General features: G+C 63.3%; 22 protein-coding genes. 6 read left to right on the forward strand and 16 right to left on the reverse strand.

Annotation, left to right across the window (positions count from 1 at the left end; genetic code table 11):
- Positions 1–62 precede the first annotated feature (62 nt).
- Positions 63–1,025, forward strand: a complete 963-nt coding sequence (locus GZH79_RS01350) for an acetyl-CoA carboxylase carboxyltransferase subunit alpha (protein ID WP_211641338.1) — start codon at positions 63–65, stop codon at positions 1,023–1,025.
- Here the strand turns inward: GZH79_RS01350 and GZH79_RS01355 are convergent, their stop codons facing one another.
- Genes GZH79_RS01355 through GZH79_RS01375 form a run of 5 tightly spaced genes read right to left on the reverse strand, consistent with a single transcriptional unit; the run spans position 1,026 to position 4,657 of the window.
- Complete coding sequence (locus tag GZH79_RS01355) at positions 1,026–1,724, reverse strand: hypothetical protein (RefSeq protein WP_211641339.1); 699 nt, start codon at positions 1,722–1,724, stop codon at positions 1,026–1,028.
- Positions 1,718–2,320, reverse strand: coding sequence for a pyridoxamine 5'-phosphate oxidase family protein (locus tag GZH79_RS01360; RefSeq protein ID WP_211641340.1), 603 nt, complete (start codon positions 2,318–2,320; stop codon positions 1,718–1,720). The genes GZH79_RS01355 and GZH79_RS01360 overlap by 7 nt, the downstream gene beginning before the upstream one ends.
- Positions 2,317–3,090, reverse strand: coding sequence for a lysophospholipid acyltransferase family protein (locus tag GZH79_RS01365; RefSeq protein WP_211641341.1), 774 nt, complete (start codon positions 3,088–3,090; stop codon positions 2,317–2,319). Before GZH79_RS01365 ends, GZH79_RS01360 begins: the two co-directional genes overlap by 4 nt.
- The gene (locus GZH79_RS01370) at positions 3,087–3,989 is read right to left on the reverse strand and encodes an FtsX-like permease family protein (RefSeq protein ID WP_211641342.1); all 903 of its coding nucleotides are present in this window, start codon (positions 3,987–3,989) and stop codon (positions 3,087–3,089) included. The genes GZH79_RS01365 and GZH79_RS01370 overlap by 4 nt, the downstream gene beginning before the upstream one ends.
- Complete coding sequence (locus tag GZH79_RS01375; RefSeq protein WP_211641343.1) at positions 3,986–4,657, reverse strand: ATP-binding cassette domain-containing protein; 672 nt, start codon at positions 4,655–4,657, stop codon at positions 3,986–3,988. Before GZH79_RS01375 ends, GZH79_RS01370 begins: the two co-directional genes overlap by 4 nt.
- A gap of 166 nt (positions 4,658–4,823) precedes the next feature.
- On the opposite strand from GZH79_RS01375, the gene GZH79_RS01380 reads away from it, so the two are divergent.
- Positions 4,824–5,705, forward strand: coding sequence for a zinc-ribbon domain-containing protein (locus tag GZH79_RS01380; RefSeq protein ID WP_211641344.1), 882 nt, complete (start codon positions 4,824–4,826; stop codon positions 5,703–5,705).
- Here GZH79_RS01380 and GZH79_RS01385 read toward each other — a convergent pair.
- The 5 genes from GZH79_RS01385 to argH form a co-directional block, all read right to left on the reverse strand.
- Positions 5,702–8,281 carry a TIGR02302 family protein gene (locus GZH79_RS01385; protein WP_211641569.1) on the reverse strand — a complete coding sequence of 860 codons (2,580 nt, stop codon included), beginning with the start codon at positions 8,279–8,281 and terminating at the stop codon, positions 5,702–5,704. The two genes, GZH79_RS01380 and GZH79_RS01385, sit on opposite strands and share 4 nt — an antisense overlap.
- A 56-nt stretch (positions 8,282–8,337) precedes the next feature.
- Positions 8,338–9,603: a diaminopimelate decarboxylase gene (lysA, locus tag GZH79_RS01390; RefSeq protein ID WP_211641345.1), complete on the reverse strand. Its 1,266-nt coding sequence runs from the start codon at positions 9,601–9,603 to the stop codon at positions 8,338–8,340.
- Positions 9,604–9,713: 110 nt separating this feature from the next.
- The gene (locus GZH79_RS01395; protein WP_211641570.1) at positions 9,714–10,031 is read right to left on the reverse strand and encodes a DUF2834 domain-containing protein; all 318 of its coding nucleotides are present in this window, start codon (positions 10,029–10,031) and stop codon (positions 9,714–9,716) included.
- 22 nt (positions 10,032–10,053) lie between these two features.
- Positions 10,054–10,275 carry a hypothetical protein gene (locus tag GZH79_RS01400; protein ID WP_211641346.1) on the reverse strand — a complete coding sequence of 74 codons (222 nt, stop codon included), beginning with the start codon at positions 10,273–10,275 and terminating at the stop codon, positions 10,054–10,056.
- Entirely contained in the window at positions 10,254–11,642 is a 1,389-nt protein-coding gene (argH, locus tag GZH79_RS01405) for an argininosuccinate lyase (protein ID WP_211641347.1), read from the reverse strand. Before argH ends, GZH79_RS01400 begins: the two co-directional genes overlap by 22 nt.
- Before the next feature lie 19 nt (positions 11,643–11,661).
- On the opposite strand from argH, the gene GZH79_RS01410 reads away from it, so the two are divergent.
- Entirely contained in the window at positions 11,662–12,255 is a 594-nt protein-coding gene (locus tag GZH79_RS01410; RefSeq protein WP_249218910.1) for a TlpA disulfide reductase family protein, read from the forward strand.
- Positions 12,256–12,258: 3 nt separating this feature from the next.
- On the opposite strand, the gene GZH79_RS01415 is transcribed toward GZH79_RS01410, so the two are convergent.
- Positions 12,259–12,825: a YqgE/AlgH family protein gene (locus GZH79_RS01415; RefSeq protein ID WP_211641348.1), complete on the reverse strand. Its 567-nt coding sequence runs from the start codon at positions 12,823–12,825 to the stop codon at positions 12,259–12,261.
- Positions 12,826–12,931: 106 nt separating this feature from the next.
- Between GZH79_RS01415 and GZH79_RS01420 the strand changes: the two genes are divergently transcribed.
- On the forward strand, positions 12,932–13,690 hold the full coding sequence (locus GZH79_RS01420) for a protein-disulfide reductase DsbD domain-containing protein (protein WP_211641349.1): 759 nt from the start codon (positions 12,932–12,934) through the stop codon (positions 13,688–13,690).
- Here GZH79_RS01420 and GZH79_RS01425 read toward each other — a convergent pair.
- The 4 genes from GZH79_RS01425 to GZH79_RS01440 form a co-directional block, all read right to left on the reverse strand.
- Positions 13,687–17,082, reverse strand: a complete 3,396-nt coding sequence (locus GZH79_RS01425) for an efflux RND transporter permease subunit (RefSeq protein ID WP_211641350.1) — start codon at positions 17,080–17,082, stop codon at positions 13,687–13,689. The genes GZH79_RS01420 and GZH79_RS01425 overlap by 4 nt on opposite strands.
- Positions 17,082–18,536: an efflux RND transporter periplasmic adaptor subunit gene (locus tag GZH79_RS01430; protein WP_211641351.1), complete on the reverse strand. Its 1,455-nt coding sequence runs from the start codon at positions 18,534–18,536 to the stop codon at positions 17,082–17,084. Before GZH79_RS01430 ends, GZH79_RS01425 begins: the two co-directional genes overlap by 1 nt.
- Before the next feature lie 83 nt (positions 18,537–18,619).
- Positions 18,620–19,162 carry a molybdenum cofactor biosynthesis protein B gene (moaB, locus tag GZH79_RS01435; protein ID WP_211641352.1) on the reverse strand — a complete coding sequence of 181 codons (543 nt, stop codon included), beginning with the start codon at positions 19,160–19,162 and terminating at the stop codon, positions 18,620–18,622.
- Complete coding sequence (locus tag GZH79_RS01440; RefSeq protein WP_211641353.1) at positions 19,159–19,947, reverse strand: uracil-DNA glycosylase; 789 nt, start codon at positions 19,945–19,947, stop codon at positions 19,159–19,161. The genes moaB and GZH79_RS01440 overlap by 4 nt, the downstream gene beginning before the upstream one ends.
- Before the next feature lie 137 nt (positions 19,948–20,084).
- On the opposite strand from GZH79_RS01440, the gene GZH79_RS01445 reads away from it, so the two are divergent.
- Positions 20,085–21,035 (forward strand): aspartate carbamoyltransferase catalytic subunit, encoded by a 951-nt coding sequence (locus tag GZH79_RS01445; protein WP_211641354.1) that lies wholly within the window; start codon positions 20,085–20,087, stop codon positions 21,033–21,035.
- A gap of 65 nt (positions 21,036–21,100) precedes the next feature.
- Entirely contained in the window at positions 21,101–21,619 is a 519-nt protein-coding gene (locus GZH79_RS01450) for a hypothetical protein (protein ID WP_211641355.1), read from the forward strand.
- 4 nt (positions 21,620–21,623) lie between these two features.
- On the opposite strand, the gene GZH79_RS01455 is transcribed toward GZH79_RS01450, so the two are convergent.
- Entirely contained in the window at positions 21,624–21,980 is a 357-nt protein-coding gene (locus GZH79_RS01455) for a hypothetical protein (RefSeq protein ID WP_211641356.1), read from the reverse strand.
- Between the last annotated feature and the right edge of the window lie 118 nt (positions 21,981–22,098).

The raw sequence follows: 22,098 nt of genomic DNA on the forward strand, positions 1-22,098 counted from the left end.
GCAGCATTGCAATTGGGGTCAACGCGCGCCTATATCGGGTTCAATTCCAGTAAAGGTGTGCGATGACCCAATATCTTGAATTCGAAAAACCGCTGGCCGAAATCGAAGGCAAAGCGGAAGAATTGCGCGCCATGGCGCGCGACAACGAAGAAATGGATATCGAAAAAGAAGCCGCCGCACTGGATCACAAGGCAAGCGACCTGTTGCGCCAGCTTTATGCGGACCTGACGCCCTGGCGCAAATGTCTGGTCGCACGTCACCCCGAACGGCCCCATTGCCGCGACTATATCGACGCGCTGTTCGACGAATTCACACCGCTGGCGGGTGACCGCAATTTTGCCGACGATCATGCCGTCATGGGCGGTTTGGCCCGTCTTGACGGACGCCCGGTCATGGTGATCGGCCATGAAAAAGGCCATGACACCAAAACGCGCATCGCCCACAATTTCGGCATGGCCCGCCCCGAAGGCTATCGCAAGGCAATCCGCCTGATGAAAATGGCCGACCGGTTCGGCCTGCCCGTCATCACGCTGGTCGACACCCCCGGCGCATATCCCGGCAAAGGGGCCGAAGAACGCGGCCAGTCCGAAGCCATCGCGCGGTCAACAGAAGCCTGCCTTGACCTGAAGGTGCCGCTGATTTCAGTGGTCATCGGTGAAGGCGGATCAGGCGGGGCCGTCGCCTTTGCCACCGCCGACAAGGTCGCGATGCTGCAACATTCGATCTATTCCGTCATCAGCCCCGAAGGCTGTGCATCGATCCTGTGGAAAGACGCGGGCAAAACGCAAGAAGCCGCCGCAGCCCTGCGCCTGACCGCACAGAACCTGCACGAACTGGGTGTCTGTGACCGGATCATCCCCGAACCGCAGGGCGGCGCGCACCGCGATCCGACGACGACGCTACGCGCCGTGGGCGATGCGATCATCGATCTGCTGAAAACATTTGACGGGGTTAGCCCCGACAAGATTATGGCGGGACGGCGCAAAAAGTATCTTGATCTGGGCAAAAAGGGTCTTGCGGCCTGATCACGTGGCCCGTTGCAGCGTGACGTAGCGCGCCCCATCCGGCGCGTCGCGCAGGCAATCCCACAATGCCCGGTGGTCGTCATCGACCTCACACGTGGCGCTGGTCCAGCCGCTGGCGGCCGCACGCCGCAAAACTGCGCCAAGGATCGCCGGAACCTGCTGCGACCGGTAATCGGTGCTGTCCAGCCAGCCAAGTTCCTGCCCGGTTCGCAAACTGCCGAAACCAGCCAGCGCACCCTTGGCGTCAGTCACGAACAGCGACTCTTGCAAATCGTCGCCACCAAAGACCAGCGCGCGGCCCTGTGGGCCGGGATCGCGGGGCGGATTGCTGCGGTGCATGCGGGCATAGTGATCCCAATGCGCGGCATACCACCCCGGCCAATCGGCCCCATCGACCGGGCGCCGCCAGTGCGCGGACCATCCCGCCGGCAAGTCCGGCAGTGTTGCGGCAAAGCCAACGGGATCAAGCGCTACCAGCCGGGTCTGCCGCACTGGGCGGAAACCACAGGCGCTGAACGGGGATATGTCCATTCCCGCAGGCAGCACCACCCGCAGATGGTGGATGAACCCCGGCAAACGCAGTCCGGCCACGGCCAGCGTCAACGCCGCAGGATCGGACGCCGCCGCAATGCAATCGTCGTCCAGTGTCAGGGCGTGGGGGTGCAGCGCAGATTTCAGCCAGCGGATCGCCGTTACCACATCCGGTCCCGGGCCTGTGCGGGATAGGTCACATCATAGGTGTCGGCGTCGAAATCAGCCTCGACCTCTTGCAGCAGTTCACCGGCCGTGGGCAGATCCGCGCTATCGTCCCGGCCCGACCAAAGGTGCGACCGCATGATCGCTTTGGCGCACTGAAAATAGACCTCTGTCGCGGTGGTCACGATCACGCTGCGGGGCTGCTTGCCGGCCTGCGCGAACGCCGCACAGATGGCCGTATCGGCGGTCACAATGGCCCGCCCGTTGATCCGTACGACGTTATCGCTGCCGGGCACCATGAACAGCAGGCTGACGCGCGGGTCGCGGATGATGTTGTGCAGCGTATCCAGCCGGTTATTACCCATCCAGTCGGGCAACATCACGGTCCGGTCGTCCGCGATCCGCACCACCGGCCCTGCGTCGCCACGCGGCGAACTGTCCGTGCCTTCTGGCCCGACGGTCGAGACGATGACAAAGCGTGACGCATCGATCCAGCGACGATAGGCCGGGGTCAGATGCGGTTGCACCTTGGTCAGCGACCGGGGTGACGGCGCTGCGTAAAGCGCCTGCAACGCGGCAGGATCGGTGATCGGTTTCATACCGGCGGACCTTCGGATTTTGGCAGGGGGTTCGGGCGTTCGGGAATCATCAGCCCCGCTTCGCGCGCAAGCAGGTTGGAATGCAGTTCGATGTCGTATTCAATTTGCTGCATGAATTGCCGCAGCAGCAGGCCGGGCGGCAGGGCAGGCAGGAATTCAAAGACCGCCGTGCCGGGCTTGCGGTATATCCCGCGCTTGGGCCAGAACACACCGACATTTGTCGCCACAGGAACACACGGCTGGTTCAACTGGACATAAAGCGCTGCTGTGCCTTTTTTATAGGGCGCGACCGCATCCGGTGCGACACGCGTGCCTTGGGGATAAATGCACAGTTGGCCCGGTTCCTGATCGCCCGACTGGACACGCGCCAGCATATCCTTGATCGCCTGGCCCTTCTTGCCACGATCCACCGGGATGCAACCCGCGCGATAGGCAAACAGGCCCAGCACGGGCGCCCACAGCAACAGGCGTTTCATGATGAACCGCGGACGCGGCATGACCTGATAGATCGCCATCACATCCATAAAGCTTTGGTGTTTGGCCGCCACCATACAGCCAAAGGTCGGCGGCGTGCCGCGAAATTCGAACCGCAACCCGATCATCCATCCCGCCAGCCACATGACCGATCGCGCATACATCCGGCAGGTGTGACGCGCACCGTTCGGGTGAATCAATGCGTAGGGTAGAAACACAATCCCAAAGACCAGCATCATGACATACATGGTCATGCTGAACAGCAGGGACCGTATCCATTGGATCGTATACGTCATGCCTGTGACCTCAATGTACGCAGTGCTGCGGCCCGTGTGGCGAAAAAGGCGACCGCCGCAGCCAGTGGCGGGATCAACAGGGGCAGCAGCCAGCCTGTGCCGCTAAAACCAAGCCCGGTCAGAAAACCGCCCGTATCGCCATCGGGCATCAGTGCCACGGCCAGCAGACCCAGCGCCGTGCCGATCAGCGCGCCCGCGCCCGCACGCAGTGTAAACCGCCGCACAAAGGCACGCGCGATATAGGCATCCCGCGCACCGACCAGCCGCATCACGCGGATGACCTGCGCGTTGGCAGACAGGGCCGATTGCGCGGCCAGCGTGATCATTGCGGCAACCGCACCGCCGATCAGCAGCAGCGCGATCCATCCCAATGTGCGCAGCCGGGTCGCGGCATCGATCAGCGGCGCGCGCCAGCGTGTATGGTCATCCAGCACCGCCCCCGGCACTTCGGCTTGCAACCGCGCGCGCAGGCCGGACGCGTCATAGCCGTCACCTGTTTCCACGATCTCTATCAGTTGTGGCAGGCGCAGACTGTCAACCGGCAGATCGGGGCCGAACCACGGTTCCAGTAGCGCGCGCTCCTCTTCTTCGGTCAGTGACCGGGCAGACCCCACGCCCGGCGTCGTTTCCAGCACCCGCAGGGCAGCCGTGACCTGCGCGTCCACCTCTCCCACCGGGGCCGAAATGCGCAAGGTCGAAGTCTGCGCCAGTTCCGCCGCCCACCGATCAGCCAGTCGCCCCGTCGCCACCGACAAGGCCAGCGCAAACACCGCCAGAAACGCCATCGCGCCTGCGGTGAACACTGTCAGCCGCGCCGTGAAACCGGTCGGCGGCACGGCCCGGTCGGCGTGACGATCACCCTGCAACAGCGCCCAAAGCTGCACAAAACGGTCCTTCACAGCGTGACCCCCGTTTCCATACGGCCGCCCTTGATCCGCAGGACATTGGCAACGACCTGCGATTTGGCAAATCGGATCAGGTTCAGGTCATGGGTCGCAATCAGCACCGTCTTGCCCATGCGGTTCAGTTCGATCAACAAGGTCAGCAGGCGCTGCGACATTTCCCAATCCACGTTGCCGGTGGGTTCATCCGCGATGATGACATCCGGTGACGTGATCACAGCGCGCGCCAGCGCCGCCCGCTGGCGTTCGCCGCCTGACAGTTGCGGCGGCGTCTGGTCAGCCTGCCGCGACAGCCCGACCCAGGCCAGCAGATCCGTCAGGTTGCCTTCTGCCTCGTGGGTGCGACCGGACACCTGAAGCGGCAGTGCGACGTTTTCGGTCAACGGCAGGTGATCCAGAAACTGACAATCCTGATGCACGACACCGATCCGGCGACGGGTCATCGCGACATCGTCGCGCGTCAGGGTGGCCGCGTCCTTGCCGAACAGTGTGACGCTGCCGGATGTGGCCAGCAAATCGCCATAGCACAATTTCAGCAGCGTGGTTTTGCCAGCCCCGGACGGTCCGGTCAGGAACTGGAATGACCCCGGTTGCAACTGCAGCGACAGGTCCGCGAACAGGGAATCCCCGCCGTAGCTGTATGCAACGTTGTCCAGCTCGATCATGCGGACCTCCTGCCCCTGTTCGGTAGATTCGTTTTGCCCAAATTTGCAACAGGTTACAATGCAAAGGGGCATGACGGCCCGGTCCTCTTGGCTTTATCGCAGGTGACGTTAATTATTGCTTCAGAATATTGTGGCGCAAAGACGGCAATCCCGCGAAGGACACGTTATGGCAACGATCAGACTGATCTGCCCGAATTGCGGCGCCACCTACGAGGTGGATGCCGATGTGATCCCTCAGGACGGGCGCGACGTGCAGTGTTCCAATTGCGCTCACACGTGGTTTGAATCCCGCGAAACGCCATCTGCCACCGCCGAAGACCCGCACAGCACGTCCGACGTACCACCGCCGGTGGAACGTGAACCTGATGCGGCACCGATGGACGATCCATTTGCCACACAGGACGCGCAGGACGCAGGTGATGCGCAGGACGCAGATGACGACCCGGAATCCGACAACAGGCTGACAGAAGACGCGCCAGGCCCGCCGCCACCGGGACAGCGCCGCCCGCTGGAAGCGTCCATCGCTGAAATCCTGCGCGAAGAAGCCGCGCGCGAAGAAGCCGCGCGCAAGGCCGAGGCCGCCGACGATCCGTTTGTCGAACAGGGCGATCTGGGGCTGGACGATGTCCCCCGCGCAGATGCCGTGCCCCCGGCCCCGCGCCCCACGACCGACGAAGGCCAGAACAGGCTGGCCCGGCTCAAGGGGGCGGCACGGGCGCAGATCCCACCCGCGCAACGCAGCGACCTTTTCCCCGATATCGAGGAAATCAATTCAACGCTGCGGTCCGATGCGGACCGTGACCCGCTGGACCCATTGCCGACCGAACAGGCCGCAAAGGACCGCAAAAGCGGCCGTACCGGGTTCGTCGGCATGATGGGTCTGATTTTGGTCGCGGTGCTGGTCTATGTGTTTGCCGATCCCATCGTTGCCGCCGTACCCGCGCTGGACGGGGTCATGGTCGAATATGTGGATACCGTGAACGACGGGCGGATCTGGCTGGACGCACAGGCGCAGGCCTTGGCCCGCGCCCTGAACAGTTCGTCCTAAAACCTGTCCAGAAGACGGTTCAGGTAATCGCGTTCGACCAGGGGCCGGTCCTGTTCCCCCGACCGGCGGCGTAGTTCCTGCAGCAATTCTTCGGCACGCCGGTTGGTATCTTCGCCCTGCAACATGTTTTCGTCCGTGCCGTATTGCCCCGAATTTCCCAACTGGCGGCCCAGCGGATCACGGCGAGACGGCTGCACGCGATCGGTATTTTCACCTTGCGCCTGCCCCTGTCCGGGTTCGTTCTGTTCGTTCTGGGCCAGCGCTTCACCCAAGGCCTGCATCCCGCCACGCAGGGCGTCCAGCGCCTCTGCCTGCTGGTCGATGGCCTGTCCCAGATCACCCTCGCGCAGCGCCTGTTCGGCCCCGTCCATCGCACCTTCGGCACGGTCAAGCTGGCGCGCCGCCTGTTCGCCTGCCTCGCCCGGCAGACCCGGCAGTTGGCCCCGCTGACGGTTCAATTCGTCCCGCAAGCCTTGTTGACGCTGGGCAAGGCTTTCGCCGCCCTGACCGCCTTCACCCTGCGGGTTCTGGCCTTGCGGGTTCTGGCCCTGCTGGTTTTGGGCCTGCCCCTGTCCTTCGCCGGGCTGCTGGCCCTCGCCGGGTTGCTGTCCGGATTGCTGACCTTGCCCCTGTTGACCTTGTTGTCCCTGCTGGCCCGGCTGGTTCTGATCCTGCATGTCGCGGAATGCGTCGTCCGATAATTCCTGCTGTTCGCGCAGCGTATCGGCCAGATCCTGCATGGATTGTTGGCCCGGCGTGCGCGGCCCGTCCCCCTGCCCGTCACCTTGGGTGATCCGCATGTTTTCCAGCATCTGGTTCAGCTGTTCCATCAGCGCCTGCGCTTCGGCCATCCGGCCTTCCTGCATCAGCTCTTCGATGCGGTCCATCATCGCCTGCAGCTGATCCTGCGACATCTCTTGGGTATTTTCGGCCATATCGGGCTGGTCGGTGCCATCGTCGCCCGGCTCCATCTGATCGGCCAGCATCTGCATGTAGTCGCGGGTCGCTTCGCGTAGCTCGTTCATCAGTTCCGCGATTTCTTCATCGCTGGCCCCATTGCGCATCGCCTCTTCCAGCCGTTCCTGCGCGCGACGCAGCCGTTCGCGGGCATCGGCCAGCGTGCCATCCTCCAGTTGGACGGCCAGTTCCCACAACGCGGTCGCCAGTTCGGCCTCGTTCTCTTCGGTCAGGCCAAAGGTATTAAAGGTTTCCAACCGCCGGATGATCTGCCGCAGCCGCAAATAGGTTGTCTGGTTGGTAAACAGATCTTCGGGGGTATAGCTGATCGACCGCAGCACACGGGCCACGCGTGGACCATTGGCGTTGGCCCACATCAGATCCCGGCGCTGTTCGATGACGGCCCGTGCGACCGGCTGAAAGAACCGCCGCCCGGGCAAAGTCAGGGATTCAGCGTCACTGGTGCCATCCTGTCCTGCGGCATCGGTCACGGTCAGCGTCACCGTCACGGGCAGGTTCGCCAGCGGATGTTCGGACAGATTTTCGATCAGCAACTCTTCGAAATCGGCACGGTCACCGCCAAACGGCATCGGCAGGTCGATCACCAGCGGATCGACAGGATCGGGCGCAGTCGCCAGACCATAGCGGCGGTCGACCGCATCGATGTCCAGCGCAATGGTCGCAAAGCCGGTTTCCACACCGTAATCGTCAGCCGCCGCAAAGGGCTGCTGCAATTCGCCCATCGCGTCGGAATCGATTTCGCCGTCAAACCGAACCGACGGCGGATCATCGGCCTGCGCCGTGATCGCCCATTCCGCGCCACGCTCGCCGCTGATCGCCAGCCGCCCTGATTGCGCGACGTCGAAACTTTGTTCGGTATCGGACGCCGGTGCGATATCCTGCGTGCGGGCGGACACGGTTTCATCGACGGTCAAGGCGCCGACTTCACCGTACAGCCGCAGCGCTATTTCGGACCCGACTGGCACTGTCAGCGGCCCCGGCGGGATATCATTAAGATACAGCGTCGGTTTCCCGGTATAGGCGGGGGGGGTGACCCAGCCTTCCCAGACGGGACCGGTGGCCAGCGTCTGATTACCGCCTTGGGCGATGTCCGTCACAGACCCGACCCGCAGGACCGACCCGAACAACAGCGCGCAGACAAAAAACAGCAGCGCAATGAACCGCAGACCGTACGGATCGCGGTCGCTGACCCGCAGGTCGGGCTGTACCGCGCGGGCATTTTCGGACGCGCGTCGCATCCGCGCCACATGGGCCGTCCAGACCGCTTCGGACGCGGGATCGCCGGTGCCGATGGCCTGCTTATCCTGCACTGCGGCGATTGGTCGCCCCGGCAGACTGGCATCCAGACGGTCAACGGCCTCTGATCGGGTGGGCCAGCGGAACAGCCGAAGCCCCCAGACCAGCGCCACAGCCAACGCCAGCAGCGCCAGTGCCGACAGCCCCCAAAACGCTTCCAGTGTCAGGCTGTCGTGCCAGCCAAACATCAACGGCGCAAGAATGACGAAAGCCACGCTCCACAAGGGCCAGAAGGCGCGTGTCGCGCGTTCGGCCAGAAGCCCCGCGCGCGTCAGCGCAACAGGTCGGTTCAGATGCGGCAGGTCGTCATGTGAACGGCTCAGCAGCCTTCTCCTTCGGACGTGTCAGGTCGCGCACGTCACAACCATGCTGGGACTGTATCGCGCGCAATCATTTCATCAAAGGTAGGACGCGGCCGAATAACCGCAAATTGATCGCGCTGCACCAGCACCTCTGGAATCATCGGGCGAGAGTTATATTCGCTGCTCATCACCGCGCCATAGGCACCAGCAGACCGGAATGCGACCAGATCGCCGGGACCGACCTGTGCCATCTGCCGCCCCTTGGCAAAGGTGTCGCCGCTTTCGCAGATCGGACCGACCACGTCGTATGTCGCGCGGTCCGCGCCCGTGGGCTGTTCGATCACCGGCACGATATCGTGGTGGGCGTCATACATGGCCGGGCGGATCAGATCATTCATCCCCGCATCAATGATCAGGAACTGCCGGTCGGCCCCTTGTTTGACATAGATCACTTCACTGACCAGCAGGCCCGCGTTGCCGGAAATCAGCCGACCCGGTTCGATCTCGATCTCGCACCCCAGATGGCCGACCGTGTCACGGATCAACTGGCCGTAGTCGCTGGGCAAAGGCGGATTTGCATTGCCAAGGCTATAGGGAATGCCCAGTCCGCCGCCCAGATCCAGCCGCCGGATATCGTGACCGTCCGCGCGCAGTTGCACGGTCAGGTCCGCCACCTTGGCGTAGGCGGCACGGAACGGTTCCAGATCCGTAAGCTGGCTACCGATGTGCACGTCGATCCCGATCACATCCACCCCGGATAACGTCGCCGCATGGGCATAGACCGCACGCGCCCGGTCAATGGGAATGCCGAACTTGTTTTCAGATTTGCCGGTGGCGATCTTGGCATGGGTCTTTGCGTCGACGTCGGGGTTCACGCGAATCGTGATCGGCGCGCGCAGGCCAAGCCCCGCCGCAACCTCTGACAGGGCATCCATTTCGGGTTCGGATTCGACGTTGAACTGCCGGATGCCGCCTTCTAGCGCGACCCGCATTTCGTGCCGGGTCTTGCCGACACCGGAAAACACGATGCGGTCGCCCGGCACCCCTGCCGCACGGGCACGGCGGTATTCGCCTTCGGACACCACATCCATACCTGCGCCCGCATCGCCCAGCAGCTGGATCACCGCCTGATTGGACAGCGATTTCATCGCGAAACAGACCAGATGATCCATCCCCGACAATGCATCGTTGAACAGGTTGAAATGCCGCAACAGGGTGGCGCTGGAATAGACATAGAACGGCGTGCCCACGCAGTCCGCGATGGCCTGTATTGTCACGTCTTCGGCGTGCAACACGCCATCTTTATATGTGAAATGGTCCAAATCAGCCCCCGACCAGCAATGCGCCGTCCTCATACCATGGCAGGCGCGTGGTGCAATGGGACGGCGGGCGGGGCGCCTTGGTCCGGCACGGACCAAGGCGCCGCACGACGTCAGCGGATCGGTTTCGCGCGCAAAAACAGATAAAGCGGCAGACCGCAGCTCACCCCGATGCAGAATGTCGCAGGGATTGCCAGCAGCGCGACCCAGTTCCGGCGCACTGCGACCTCTGCCACGATCCAGACGGTCAGGGTGATCGCGGCAATGGTCAGATCCCATGTCAGTCCCGTGGTTGCCGCGTTGACATACCACGCGTCGATCATCCGGCCCAGCGACCAGCCTTCGGTCCGGAACCATGTCACGAACCAATACATCGGATGGATCGCACCCCAGAGAGCCAAGGCCGCCCAGACCCAACGTAACGGAGTCATATCCTTCATGCCGCTCACCCCTTTATTGTCCCAACGTCCCGGGAATACCCGCAGCCCCCAGACGCAGCCCGCCCGGACCCAGCGTGACACTGCCCGCACCCCCCGGTAGCACGACAGGCGGCGCGTCCACAGGTGCCACGGGGTCGCGCGCGGCCACGTCGCCCACGTTTGCCACAGGGTCGCCCTGCACCCCACACCCTGCCAGCACCGCCAACGCGGCGATTATCCCAAGTGTTCTTGCCACAGCGCAATCGCCTCTCTGACGCGGACGGGGGCCGTGCCGCCGAAACTGGTCCGCGACGCGACCGAATTGTCGACACCCAGCACATCGAAAACATCGGCCCGGATACCGTCATGGACCGACTGCATCTGTGCAAGGCTCAGGTCGGGCAGGTCGCAGCCCTGTTTCTCTGCCATGGCGACCAATGATCCCGTGATGTGGTGTGCATCGCGGAACGGCAGGCCCAGTTCGCGCACCAGCCAGTCCGCCAGATCGGTTGCGGTGGAAAATCCCGTCGCCGCGGCGGCACGCAGCGCGTCGCGGTTGGCCGACATATCCGCCACCATGCCAGCCATCGCGGCCAGCGCCAGCATCAGGTTGTCGGCGGCGTCGAACACCTGTTCCTTATCCTCTTGCATGTCCTTGGAATAGGTCAGCGGCAGTCCCTTCATCACCGTCATCAACGCGACATTCGCGCCAAAGATGCGGCCGATCTTGGCGCGGATCAGCTCTGCTGCGTCGGGGTTCCGCTTCTGCGGCATGATGCTGCTGCCGGTGGACCACTTGTCCGACATCCGCACGAACCGGAACTGTGCGGATGACCAGATCACCAGCTCTTCGGCCAGACGCGACAGGTGCAGCGCGCAGATGCTGGCGGCGGCCAGATATTCCAGTGCGAAATCACGGTCGGACACGGCATCAAGGCTGTTGGTCATCGGCCCGTCGAAACCCAGCGCCTGCGCCGTCATGTGCCGGTCAATGGGGAACGATGTGCCCGCCAACGCAGCCGCACCCAAGGGCGAGACATTCATCCGGCGGCGCGCATCGGCAAAACGGGACCGGTCGCGGCCCAGCATTTCCACATAGGCCAGCATGTGATGCCCCCATGTCACGGGTTGCGCCACCTGAAGATGCGTAAACCCCGGCATGACCCAGTCGGCCCCCGCCTCTGCCTGTCCCAGCAGTGACTTTTGCACGGCGGCCAGCGCCGAATCGGCAGCATCGCATTGGTCACGCACCCACAGCCGGAAATCGACGGCGACCTGATCGTTGCGCGACCGTGCCGTGTGCAGACGACCGGCGGCAGGGCCAACGACCTCTTTCAGCCGTGCCTCGACGTTCATGTGAATGTCTTCCAGCGCTGCCGAAAACGGAAAATCGCCACCTTCGATTTCTGACAAGACCGTCAGCAGCCCTTCACGGATTGCGTCGGCATCGCTATTTGTGATGATGCCGGTTGCGGCCAGCATCGCTGCGTGGGCGCGGCTGCCCGCAATGTCCTGTTGCGCCAAACGGCGGTCAAAGCCTATCGAGGCGTTGATTGCCTCCATGATCGCATCTGGTCCGGCAGCAAAACGGCCGCCCCACATGGTGTTCGCGTGATCGGTCATAACGAAAAGGACCCGCCCCTTGGCTTTCAAAACTACAACGGTGATCTATACGGGGGCTGCCTGCCTTGCAATCGCAGTGCTGGCATTGGTGGGTGGCGCCCTGCCAACCGCGTCCGAACCCAACCCGGTCGATACCAGCGCGCTTCAAGAGCTGGTCGCAGGCGACATGCGCAAACTGACGTGGTCAGGCCCCCACCCGACACCCGATGCGACATTCCAGTCAGCGGATGGCACGACCGTCAGCCTAGCCGATTATGCGGGCAAGCCCGTGGTCATCAATTTCTGGGCGACATGGTGCGCACCCTGCCGGGTGGAAATGCCACATCTGTCCAGCCTGCAAACAGCGCTTGGCGATGATGCGACCGTGCTGACCATCGCCACGGGACGCAACGATCCCGCCGCCATAGACCGCTTTTTTGACGAAATCGGCGTTGATAACCTGCCAAAGGCCACGGATGCCAATCAGTTCATGGCGCGCGCATTTGGCGTTCTGGGTCTGCCCGCCACCATTATCGTGGATGCACAGGGGCAGGAAATCGCCCGCTTGCTGGGCGAAGCCGACTGGTCGTCAGACAGCGCCCAGGCCATTGTCCGGGCGCTGGCGGCACCCTGACCGTCAGGCGTGCCCGCCCGCTGCCGACAACAGCAGCGGGTCGATTCCGATGGCACGCAATGCCCCGGTCCATTTCAGCTCGTTCGCGCGGCTGAACAACAGGTGGGGGGTGGCATCCCCGACTAACCAACCATTCTGCGCGATCTCGTTTTCCAGCTGGCCGGGCGACCAGCCTGCATAGCCCAGCGCCATCAGGCACGATTCCGGGCCGCGACCTTTTGCCAGTGCTTCCAGCACGTCGCGCGTGGCCGTCATGTGAAGCCCGTCCGCCACCGCGACGGTGTTGCCATCGGATTGATAATCTTCACCGTGCAACACGAAACCACGTTGTTTTTCGACAGGCCCACCGTAGTGAACCCGCATATCGCGGGTCGCGTCGCCCGTTTCGATCTTCATCTGAACCAGCAGGGCCGACAGCCGTAAATCGGGGATCGGCTTGTTCACGATCAGCCCCATGGCGCCGTCTTCGGAATGGTCGCACAAATAGATGATAGCCCCCGCAAAACGGGGGTCGCCCATGTCGGGCATGGCAATCAACAATTTGCCGCACAGGTTATCGAATACATCCATGACGCGATGATGCGCCTGCACATCGCCGGGTGCAAGTCGGTCACGGTTGAGAGAGAAGCGATTTCACGCCTTTCCCGCGCGGTCATATCCGGGGCATTCAGGACGCATGAGAATTTTATCCGCGCTTGTCTTTTCACTGGCCCTGCTTGGCCCAGCCGCCACCGCTCAGGCGATTGACGTGCAGGTGTCCGTCCTGCCGGGTCATGCAACACCGCAGGGCACGCGCATGGCGGCACTGCGGCTGACCTTGCCCGCCGGGTGGAAAACGTATTGGCGCGCGCCGGGTGATGCGGGCATTCCACCGCTTATCGTTCTGAACGATGCCCCGGGCGCGCAACTGCATTGGCCGACGCCCGACGTGTTTGACCAGAATGGCATGCGGTCGGTTGGCTATCACGACAGCGTGGTCCTGCCGATCGAGGTGCCGGGCGATCTGGAACGGCTGGCAGGATCGTTGGACATCGGCGTCTGTCTGGATATCTGCGTCCCGGTCAGTCTGACATTCGATACAGCACTGCCGCCCGCACAAACGGCACAGGAACCGGCCGTTTTGGCGGCCCTGCTTGATCAGCCGCAACCCGGCGGCCATGCGGTCTGCCATTTGCAAGCGGCTGATGACGGTCTGATCCTGCACGCGACACTGACCCTGCCGCCCACCGGCACGACAGAAGAACTGGTGATCGAAACGGCCGATCCTGCGATCTGGGTGTCGGAACCTGTCATCGAACGGCGCGGTGATACGCTGCTTGCAACCGCACGGCTGGTGCGCGGCGGTCAGGCCTTCGGGCTGGATCGCGGCGGTCTACGGTTCACCGTGCTGGGATCGGACCGCGCCATCGACCTGCATGGCTGCAGCGCACCCTAGGTCGCGCGCCGCCGCAGACCGAACGTCGCAAGTCCGATCACGTAGATCAGCAGACAGACCAACGCCAACGCCACCAGATACGCGCCCAGCGCAGCACCGATGCTGTCGCCCAGGATTGGCATAACGTCCATCACGGCAGCCCAGCCGGTCCCGAACAGCAGGACCGGCAGGACCAGCCCCGAAAACAGCGCCACGGCGGCAACCGCGCCCAGCCCCGCCGGAAGCCACATCGCACGCCTGCGCCCGCGCAGTGCCCGGCGCGCTGCCGTCACCTGACGCGCAAAATCGGCCTGCATCGCGATCAGCGACGGCACCACCAGCAGGACAAGCACCATCCCAAAGCCCAGACCGTAGACCAGCGTCACCACGGTCGGTTTCAGAAACTCTGCCTGAATGGACCCTTCGTACAAGAGCGGCGACAGGCCCAGCACGGTGGTCAGCGTCGTCAGCAGCACCGGTCGCAGGCGGTTCGTCGCGCCGTCGATGATCGCCGGGACCAGTCCCCGGTCCTGTGCGTATTCGTCGATGGTCGTCACTAGCACGATGGAATCGTTGATGATGATCCCCACCATGCCGATCATGCCGACCACCGTGAACAGGCTCATCGGGATGCCCCATGCGTTGTGGCCATAGATCGTGCCGACCAGACCAAAGGGGATGATCGCCATGACAACCATAGGACGGGTCCAGCTGCCGAAAATCCAGGCAAGGCTTAGGTAAATGCCCGCCAGCACAAGGATCAGCGCGGTGCGGGCATCGTTCAGGAAATCCGCCTCTTGTTGCGACAGACCAGACAGTTGCGTCTGAATGCCAAAACGTTCCTGAATGTCAGGCAGGATCGTGTCGTTGATGATCTGGTTGATCTGTGCGGCGCGGTCAGGGTCGTCGTCGGCCAGATCACCGATCACCGACAACAGCGGAATTCCGTTTTCACGCTGCACCGTCGAAAATCCGGTGCGACTGGTCACGCTGACCACATCGGCCAACGGGACATAGACGCCTGTATCGGTGCGCACCTGCATGCGTTCCAGAAAATCGGCCTCCAACTCTCCATCCGGCAGTTCGACACGGACGGTCGCGGACCGTACGCCATCCGGAAAACTGGCCGCTTCGATCCCGCCCAGACGGTCCCGCAGGGTCCGGCCAAGGGTGTCGATATTCAGCCCCAGCGCCTGCCCCTGCGGCGTCAGTTCCAGCGACAGTTCTTCCTTGTCATAGGGCAGCGTGTCTTCCAGTCCGCTGATTTCGGGGAATTGCGCCAGTTCGGATTTCAATGCCTCTGCCGCGTTTTTCAGGGTGATGGCGTCGGCCCCGAACATCTGCACGTCCAGACTGTCGCCGCCCGGCCCGCCGCCCCAGCGCCGGAAACTGACAGTTTCGGCGCGTGGATGCTGCACCACCGTTTCCTGCAACCGTTCGACAAAATCGGACGAGCTGAAGGGCCGGCTGTCGGCATCGGTCAGGCTGATGCTGACCGCGCCCAACTGATCGGGCTCTTTCTGATCCGCGCCGGAAATGCCGCGCCCCGCGTTGCCGCCGATTTCCGACACCACATAGGTCACCGGATCGGCCCCGGTTTCGTCTTCAAACGATTGGGCGGTCGCCGCGACGGCGCGCTGCATTTCGCGCATCATTTCCACGGTATCGGCACGGGACGCACCGGGCAGCATGGCAAAGTTACCCGTCACCTCGCCCTGTTCGGGGGACGAAAAGAACTGCCAGCGCACGTCGCCCCGAATGAACAGCGTCACTTGGGTCGCAAGGATCAGCACAACGGCGGCAATCACCGGATAGCGCGCGCGGATCACCAGCGCCATAAACGGGCGAAAGACGCGCAGGCTGAACCACGCAAAGCCACGGTTCACGAACCGGGACGGCGCATCGTACCATGCCTGCCCCTGATCTGCGCCGATTGAATGGCTCAGGTGATGCGGCAGGATCAGAAAACATTCCATCAGTGACGCCAGCAGCACGACGATCACGGTGAATGGAATATCCGCGATCAGGTCGCCAAACCGCCCCCCCACGGCGACCAGCCCGAAAAAGGCGATGACGGTCGTCAATGTCGCGGAAAACACCGGGCTGAACATGCGCTTGGCGGCATTTTCCGCTGCAACCTTGGGCGGTTCACCCAACACGCGGGCGCGATAGTCGGCATGTTCGCCAACGACGATGGCATCGTCCACCACGATCCCCAAGGTCAGGATCAACGCGAACAGGCTGATCATGTTGATCGTCACACCTGTCACATACATCAGCGCAATCGCGGCAAACATCGCTGCCGGAATCCCCATGGCCACCCAAAAGGCTGTCCGCGCGTTCAGGAACAAGAACAGCAGGATCACAACCAGACCCAACCCCATCAGCCCGTTTTCAAACAGCAGGTCCAGCCGTCCGGTGATTTGTTCGGCACGCGCATTCACAAGGTCGATGGTCGTTCCCGCAGGCAGGGTTGCGGCCAGTTCGGCCGCGACCAGTTCCACGCTTTCCTGCAAACCGATGGCGTCGCCCGTGGCGGACCGCACGACGCTGATCTGCACCGCCGGATTGTCGCCCACGAAATAGGCGCGACCGCGATCAGCGCCTTCAACACGCACGTTCGCCACGTCACCTATGGTCAGTGTGGACCCGTCCGGATTCGACCGCAGGGTGATCGCGGCAATTTCTTCGGCGGACCGTTTGGCGATCCCGGTCCGCACCCGCGCCGCGCCGGAAACGTCACCTGCGGGGCTGCCTGTCGCTTCTTCGCGGATGCGGGCGGCAATGTCTGACAGGCCAATATCATGTTCGATCAGGCTGATCTGCGGCACTTCGATGATGGTCGATGGCGCAGCGATGCCGCGCACGGTGGCCTGTGTCACGCCTTCTTCGAACAGGCGGATCACCATTTCGTCCGCAAACCGGCCAAGCTGGTCGACGCTGACCGGGCCGGTGATGACCACATCCGTCACACGGTCCGACCAGCCACCGCGTCGTAATTCAGGTTCATCTGCGTTGTCGGGCAAGTTCGACGCGGCATCGACCGCCGCCTGCACATTTTCCGCCGCACGGTCGATGTCCGTGCCGGGGGCGAATTCCAGTTCTATTCGGGCGCGGCCTTCGGTGGAACGCGATTCGGACCCGGTCACGCCTTCGACGGCCAACAGCGTCGGTTCCAGCACCTGCACGATGCCTTGGTCCACCGCTTCGGCCCCGGCACCGTCCCAGACGACGGTCACATCGATGCCGTCGACCACGACGTCAGGGAAATACTGGGCGCGCATGTTGGGCCATGCGAACAGACCGGCCCCGATCATCAGGAACAACAACAGGTTGGCGATGGTCCGGTGCCGGACGAAATACGACAGGATGCCGCCCGCGCCCGCCATCAGCCTGTCGCCCCCGCTGGCCATCAGCTTCCCATCCGGCGTTCCAGATTTGCGACCGTTTCGGCAGGCACCTCTGGCTGGTCCAACTGGGCAAGGATGCGGGTCTTGACCGCATCGGACATCTGGCTGGTTTGCACAAAATCGCGCAGCCGGGCACGGCGGTCATCGTCCAGCGCCAACGACGGGTTCGGATCACCCACAGCACCATCGGGCGACAACGGTCGCACACCGATCCCTGCCCCTAGCAATGGCGAGCGTTCGGTCACGATGCGCGCACCGTCCAGCATCTCCGCCGCAATGATCACATCGTCGCCCTGACGGCGCAGAATCTCTGTCTGGACGCTTTCCAGGCGATCGTCTGCCGTGACACGCAACACGGTGCCGTCGGCGGCAACGGCGGTGGCGGGCACCTGTGCCACATCATCCATCGGCGGTTCTTCGACGGCCACGGTCACGAAATCGCCGGGACGGAAAGCACGCCCGGCATCCAGTGTCGCAAACAACAGACGTCCGGTCTGGCCTTCACCCACAGCGCCGCCAACCCGGTCGATCCGGCCCGTCGCCGTCGCGGCGGCCCCATCACCGGCATCCAGCGTGACCCGCACCGGCAGTCCCGTCACCTGACCGTTTTCACCCAGCAGGCGCGCGAATTGGTTGGTGGAGACGCGAAACGACACGTCCAGCAGATCAGGGTCCAGCAGTGTGGCAACCTGTTCGTTGGCGGTCACACGCGCCCCCGGCGTCACCGTGACATCCGCCAGCACCCCGGCAAAAGGTGCGGTGACGGTCGTGTCTTCCAGCGTGCGGTCGGCTTCTGCCAAATCGATACGGACACGGTCCAGCGCGGTTCCGGCGGCGTCGATCCGTGCCTCTGCACTGGCCAGCGCCTGCCTGCGGGTCAGGACCGCGCCTTCTGCGCTGGACAGTGACAATTCGGCTTCTTCCAATGCCTGTTGCGTGCCGATCCCGCGGTCGGCCAGATCACGGGCCCGGTCCAGCGCGGTCTGACGCAATGCGACCTGCCGTTCGGCGGCCACCAGTTCGTCCTGTGCCAGCGTCAGGCCACGGTCGGCATCACGAACCTCTGCCTGTGCATCGCGTAATTGTGCGGCGACACGGTTGCGTGCGGCTTCTGCCGTAACCGGGTCGATCCGCAGCAACACGTCGCCCTGCGCCACCCGTCCGCCATCGATCAATGCGTCGGACACGTCCAGCACGATCCCCCCGGCAGCGGGCCGCACCTGCAATGTCCGGCGGCTGCGCAATTCACCAAACGTCCGCAGGACAGGCGTAACGGTTCCCGCATCGACCGGGGTGACATTCACCGCAAAAATGCGTTCACGCTGTGGAAAGCTGCGCGGTTCTTCGTTCATGCGGGCCACGACGGCACCGCGCACGGAATTGACCGCGACCGCCAGCAAGGCAAATGTCACGGCCAGCAGGAACAGGCCCGTCAGGCTCCGCCGAAGAAAACGCATAGAATGGTCCTTGTCAGCCTGCACCCGAACCTAAAGCGGATCAGGGTTTTTACCAGCGGCACGAGGTCACAGCAGCGTGCACGTCATTTGCGACGTTGATGTTCGTCCAAGCGCGGCATGATTTCCACAAAATTGCAGGGCCGGTGCCGATAATCGAGCTGTTTGCCCAATATTTCATCCCAAGCGTCGCGGCACGCCCCCGGAGACCCCGGCAGCGCGAACAAATAAGTGCCATTCGCCACACCGCCCGTCGCGCGCGACTGCACGGCACTGGTGCCAATCTTGGCCATGCTGACATGGGTAAACACGGTGCCAAAGGCGTCGATTTCCTTTTCATAGACATCGCGGTGCGCCTCGACGGTGACATCGCGTCCGGTCAATCCGGTCCCGCCCGTCGAAATGATCACGTCGATATCCGGATCGGCGCACCAATCGCGCAGTTGCGTGGCGATCACGTCGCGGTCGTCACGCAGGATCGTGCGCGCTGCAAGGCTGTGTCCCGCGTCGGTCAGTCGTGCAACCAGTGTGTCGCCCGACCGGTCGTCGTCCGTGCCGCGTGTGTCGCTGACGGTCAGGACGGCGATGCGGACGGGAATGAAATCGCGGGTGTCGTCGATACGGCTCATGCAGTGTCCTTCAGCTTGGATTTCAGCGCCAGCAGGTCTGCCCATGCTTCGCGCTTTGCAGCGGTATTGCGTAACAGATAGGCAGGATGGAACATCGGCAAAGCCGGACGGCCCAGCACCTGCGCCCATTGCCCCCGCAGGCGGGTGATCCCCTGACGGTCCAGCAGCGCACCGCAGGGTGTATTGCCCATCAGAACCAGAATATCGGGGTTCGCCAGCGCGATATGGCGGTTCAGAAACGGCACCATCATCGCCACGTCCGCAGGCGCAGGCGTTCCATTGCCGGGCGGCCGCCACGGCATGACATTGGTGATATAGACAGCCTGCGCCGCGTCGGCAGCATGGCGGTCCAGCCCGATCGCGGCCAGCATCCGGTCCAGCAGACGCCCCGCTTCACCGACGAACGGCCTGCCTTCCAGATCCTCTGTCCGCCCGGGTGCTTCGCCCACGATCATGACCCGCGCGCCCGGCATGCCATCGGCAAAGACAAAATTGCGCGCGCCTTTCTTCAGCTCGCACAGATCGAACGCGGATTGCGCGGCGGCGAGCGCATCCAGATCGGCGGCCCCTTCGGCCGCGTGCCAGGCCGTTGCTACGGCATCGATGTCGTCCGGCGTGACCGGGGGCGGCGGTGCCTTTGGCTGTGCGGCAGGCGCTGGCGTGGGCTTCACCGGATCCAGCGCATAACGGTCGACCGGCATGTCGCCCACCGCATCGACAGCGCCCAAGGAAACCTGCCAGTCAAGCAGCGCCAGATCGGACCAATAGGTGTCAGACGATTCCATGCCCCACAGATACCCCCCCGCGTGGCAAAAGGGCAGTCCCCCACCGCAGGCTTGTGAAAAAACCCGCAGCACGGGCCGGGGGCTGGCCCCCCTGCACCGCCGACCCTATAATCAACGCAGGCAACAGGAGCCCGCCCATGACCTTTCGCGCCCGCCATCTGCTTGGCATCGAACACCTGCACCCGACCGAAATCACGACCCTGCTGGATCTGGCCGACACCTACGCCGAGGCGAACCGCACCGGCACAGCGCCGCGCGACCGGCTGGCGGGCATGACGCAGATCAACATGTTCTTTGAAAACTCCACCCGCACGCAGGCCAGTTTCGAGCTGGCAGGCAAAAAGCTGGGTGCCGACGTGATGAACATGGCGATGCAGACCTCCAGCGTGAAAAAGGGCGAAACGCTGATCGATACGGCGCTGACGCTGAATGCGATGCACCCCGACCTGCTGGTCGTGCGGCACCCGTCATCGGGGGCAGTCGATCTGCTGGCGCAAAAGGTCAACTGCGCAGTGCTTAACGCCGGCGACGGCCGGCACGAACATCCGACGCAGGCGCTGCTTGATGCGCTGACGATCCGCCGGGCCAAGGGGCGGTTGCACCGGCTGTCCATCGCGATCTGCGGCGATATCGCCCATAGCCGCGTCGCCCGGTCCAACATCCTGCTGCTAGGCAAGATGGAAAACCGCGTCCGCCTGATCGCGCCGCCAACCCTGATGCCCACGGGAATCGCTGATTTCGGGGCAGAGGTGTTCCACGACATGCGTGAAGGTCTGGCAGGCGTCGATGTCGTCATGATGCTACGCCTGCAAAAAGAACGGATGGACGGCGGTTTCATCCCGTCAGAGCGGGAATATTTTCACCGCTACGGGCTGGATGCGGAAAAGCTGGCCTGCGCCAAGCCGGACGCCATCGTTATGCACCCCGGCCCGATGAACCGTGGTGTGGAAATCGACGGCACCATCGCCGACGATATCAATCGGTCCGTAATCCAGACACAGGTGGAAATGGGTGTCGCTGTCCGCATGGCCGCGATGGACCTGCTGGCCCAGAACCTGCGCGCCGCGCGCGCCGCCGCTGCGGCGTGACCGCCCGACACGGAACCAGACAATCGCAATAGCGTTTGTTAACAGAAGATTAGAAAAAGGCTGCCATGACCCTGACAATCCCCGCCGACGACTACGGCCAGATCCGCATCTTTTCCGTGCCACCCCCCGCAAGCGAGGCGCTGTTGAATTCCGATCCTGACGCCGTCGCGCAGGCATTGGGGACGGACGCGCTGAACCTTGATTTTGTCGATGTGGTCGATACCGAAAATCTGGCCGGTCTGTCGTTGCTGGATTATCTGCATCAGGGATACGACGTGCCAGCCGATCTGGCCGATGATGCAGCACTGCGCGATTTGCGCGGCCCGGTCATTCTGGTGATGTCGCGCGCCACATCGGGTGCCGCCGTCACGCTGCACCCCGCAGCAGGCGTGCGCCATGTCACCACAATCGGCCAGCCGGCACGGTTGCAGGCGCCGCTGTCGCCATTGCCCGGCGCGGGCGCTGCGGGCATCGTGACGGGCAAGGCGCCGCCGTCAAACGCCGCCATGTCCGGTCGTGTCGCCACGATTGCCCTGTTGGTGTTGTTCGTGCTGGTCGCCCTGATGATCTGGGTCGCCAGCTGATCCGTCATTCGTATTGCCACACCGGCAGGTTCGCGATGTCTGACGTGTCGGCCATCACCATCACGCTTTCATCGAACGTCAACGCCGTCAGGGGCACGACCCGTTCCGTATCGCCATCCGCGACCATGTCTTGCGCAAAGTCGATGGCAAAGGCTTCTGGCGATGCGGCGTCCGGTCCGATGACCTGACGCACCGTTCCCACCTGATTGCCGCTATCATCGACCACGTCCAAACCCTCTGCCAGTTCCGCATCAAAGGGGAAGCCCGGCAAAATCATATCGTTCTGCACGTTCACAAACAGATCCTGTGCAAGCACCGGGGCTGCTGCAAGGCAAAGCATGATTGCAGTCGTTCGTAGCATAAATCACCTGTGTCGTTTCGGGTCAGAATTGGTCTTGGCTGCGAAGCAAACGCAGGATCGCAAGCCGATGTTCCCGCCTGGATTGCGCAGCACACCGACCGCGCATGATTGACCCTGT

The organism is Loktanella sp. SALINAS62 (assembly GCF_018263905.1).
In the GTDB taxonomy this organism is placed as follows: domain Bacteria; phylum Pseudomonadota; class Alphaproteobacteria; order Rhodobacterales; family Rhodobacteraceae; genus Loktanella.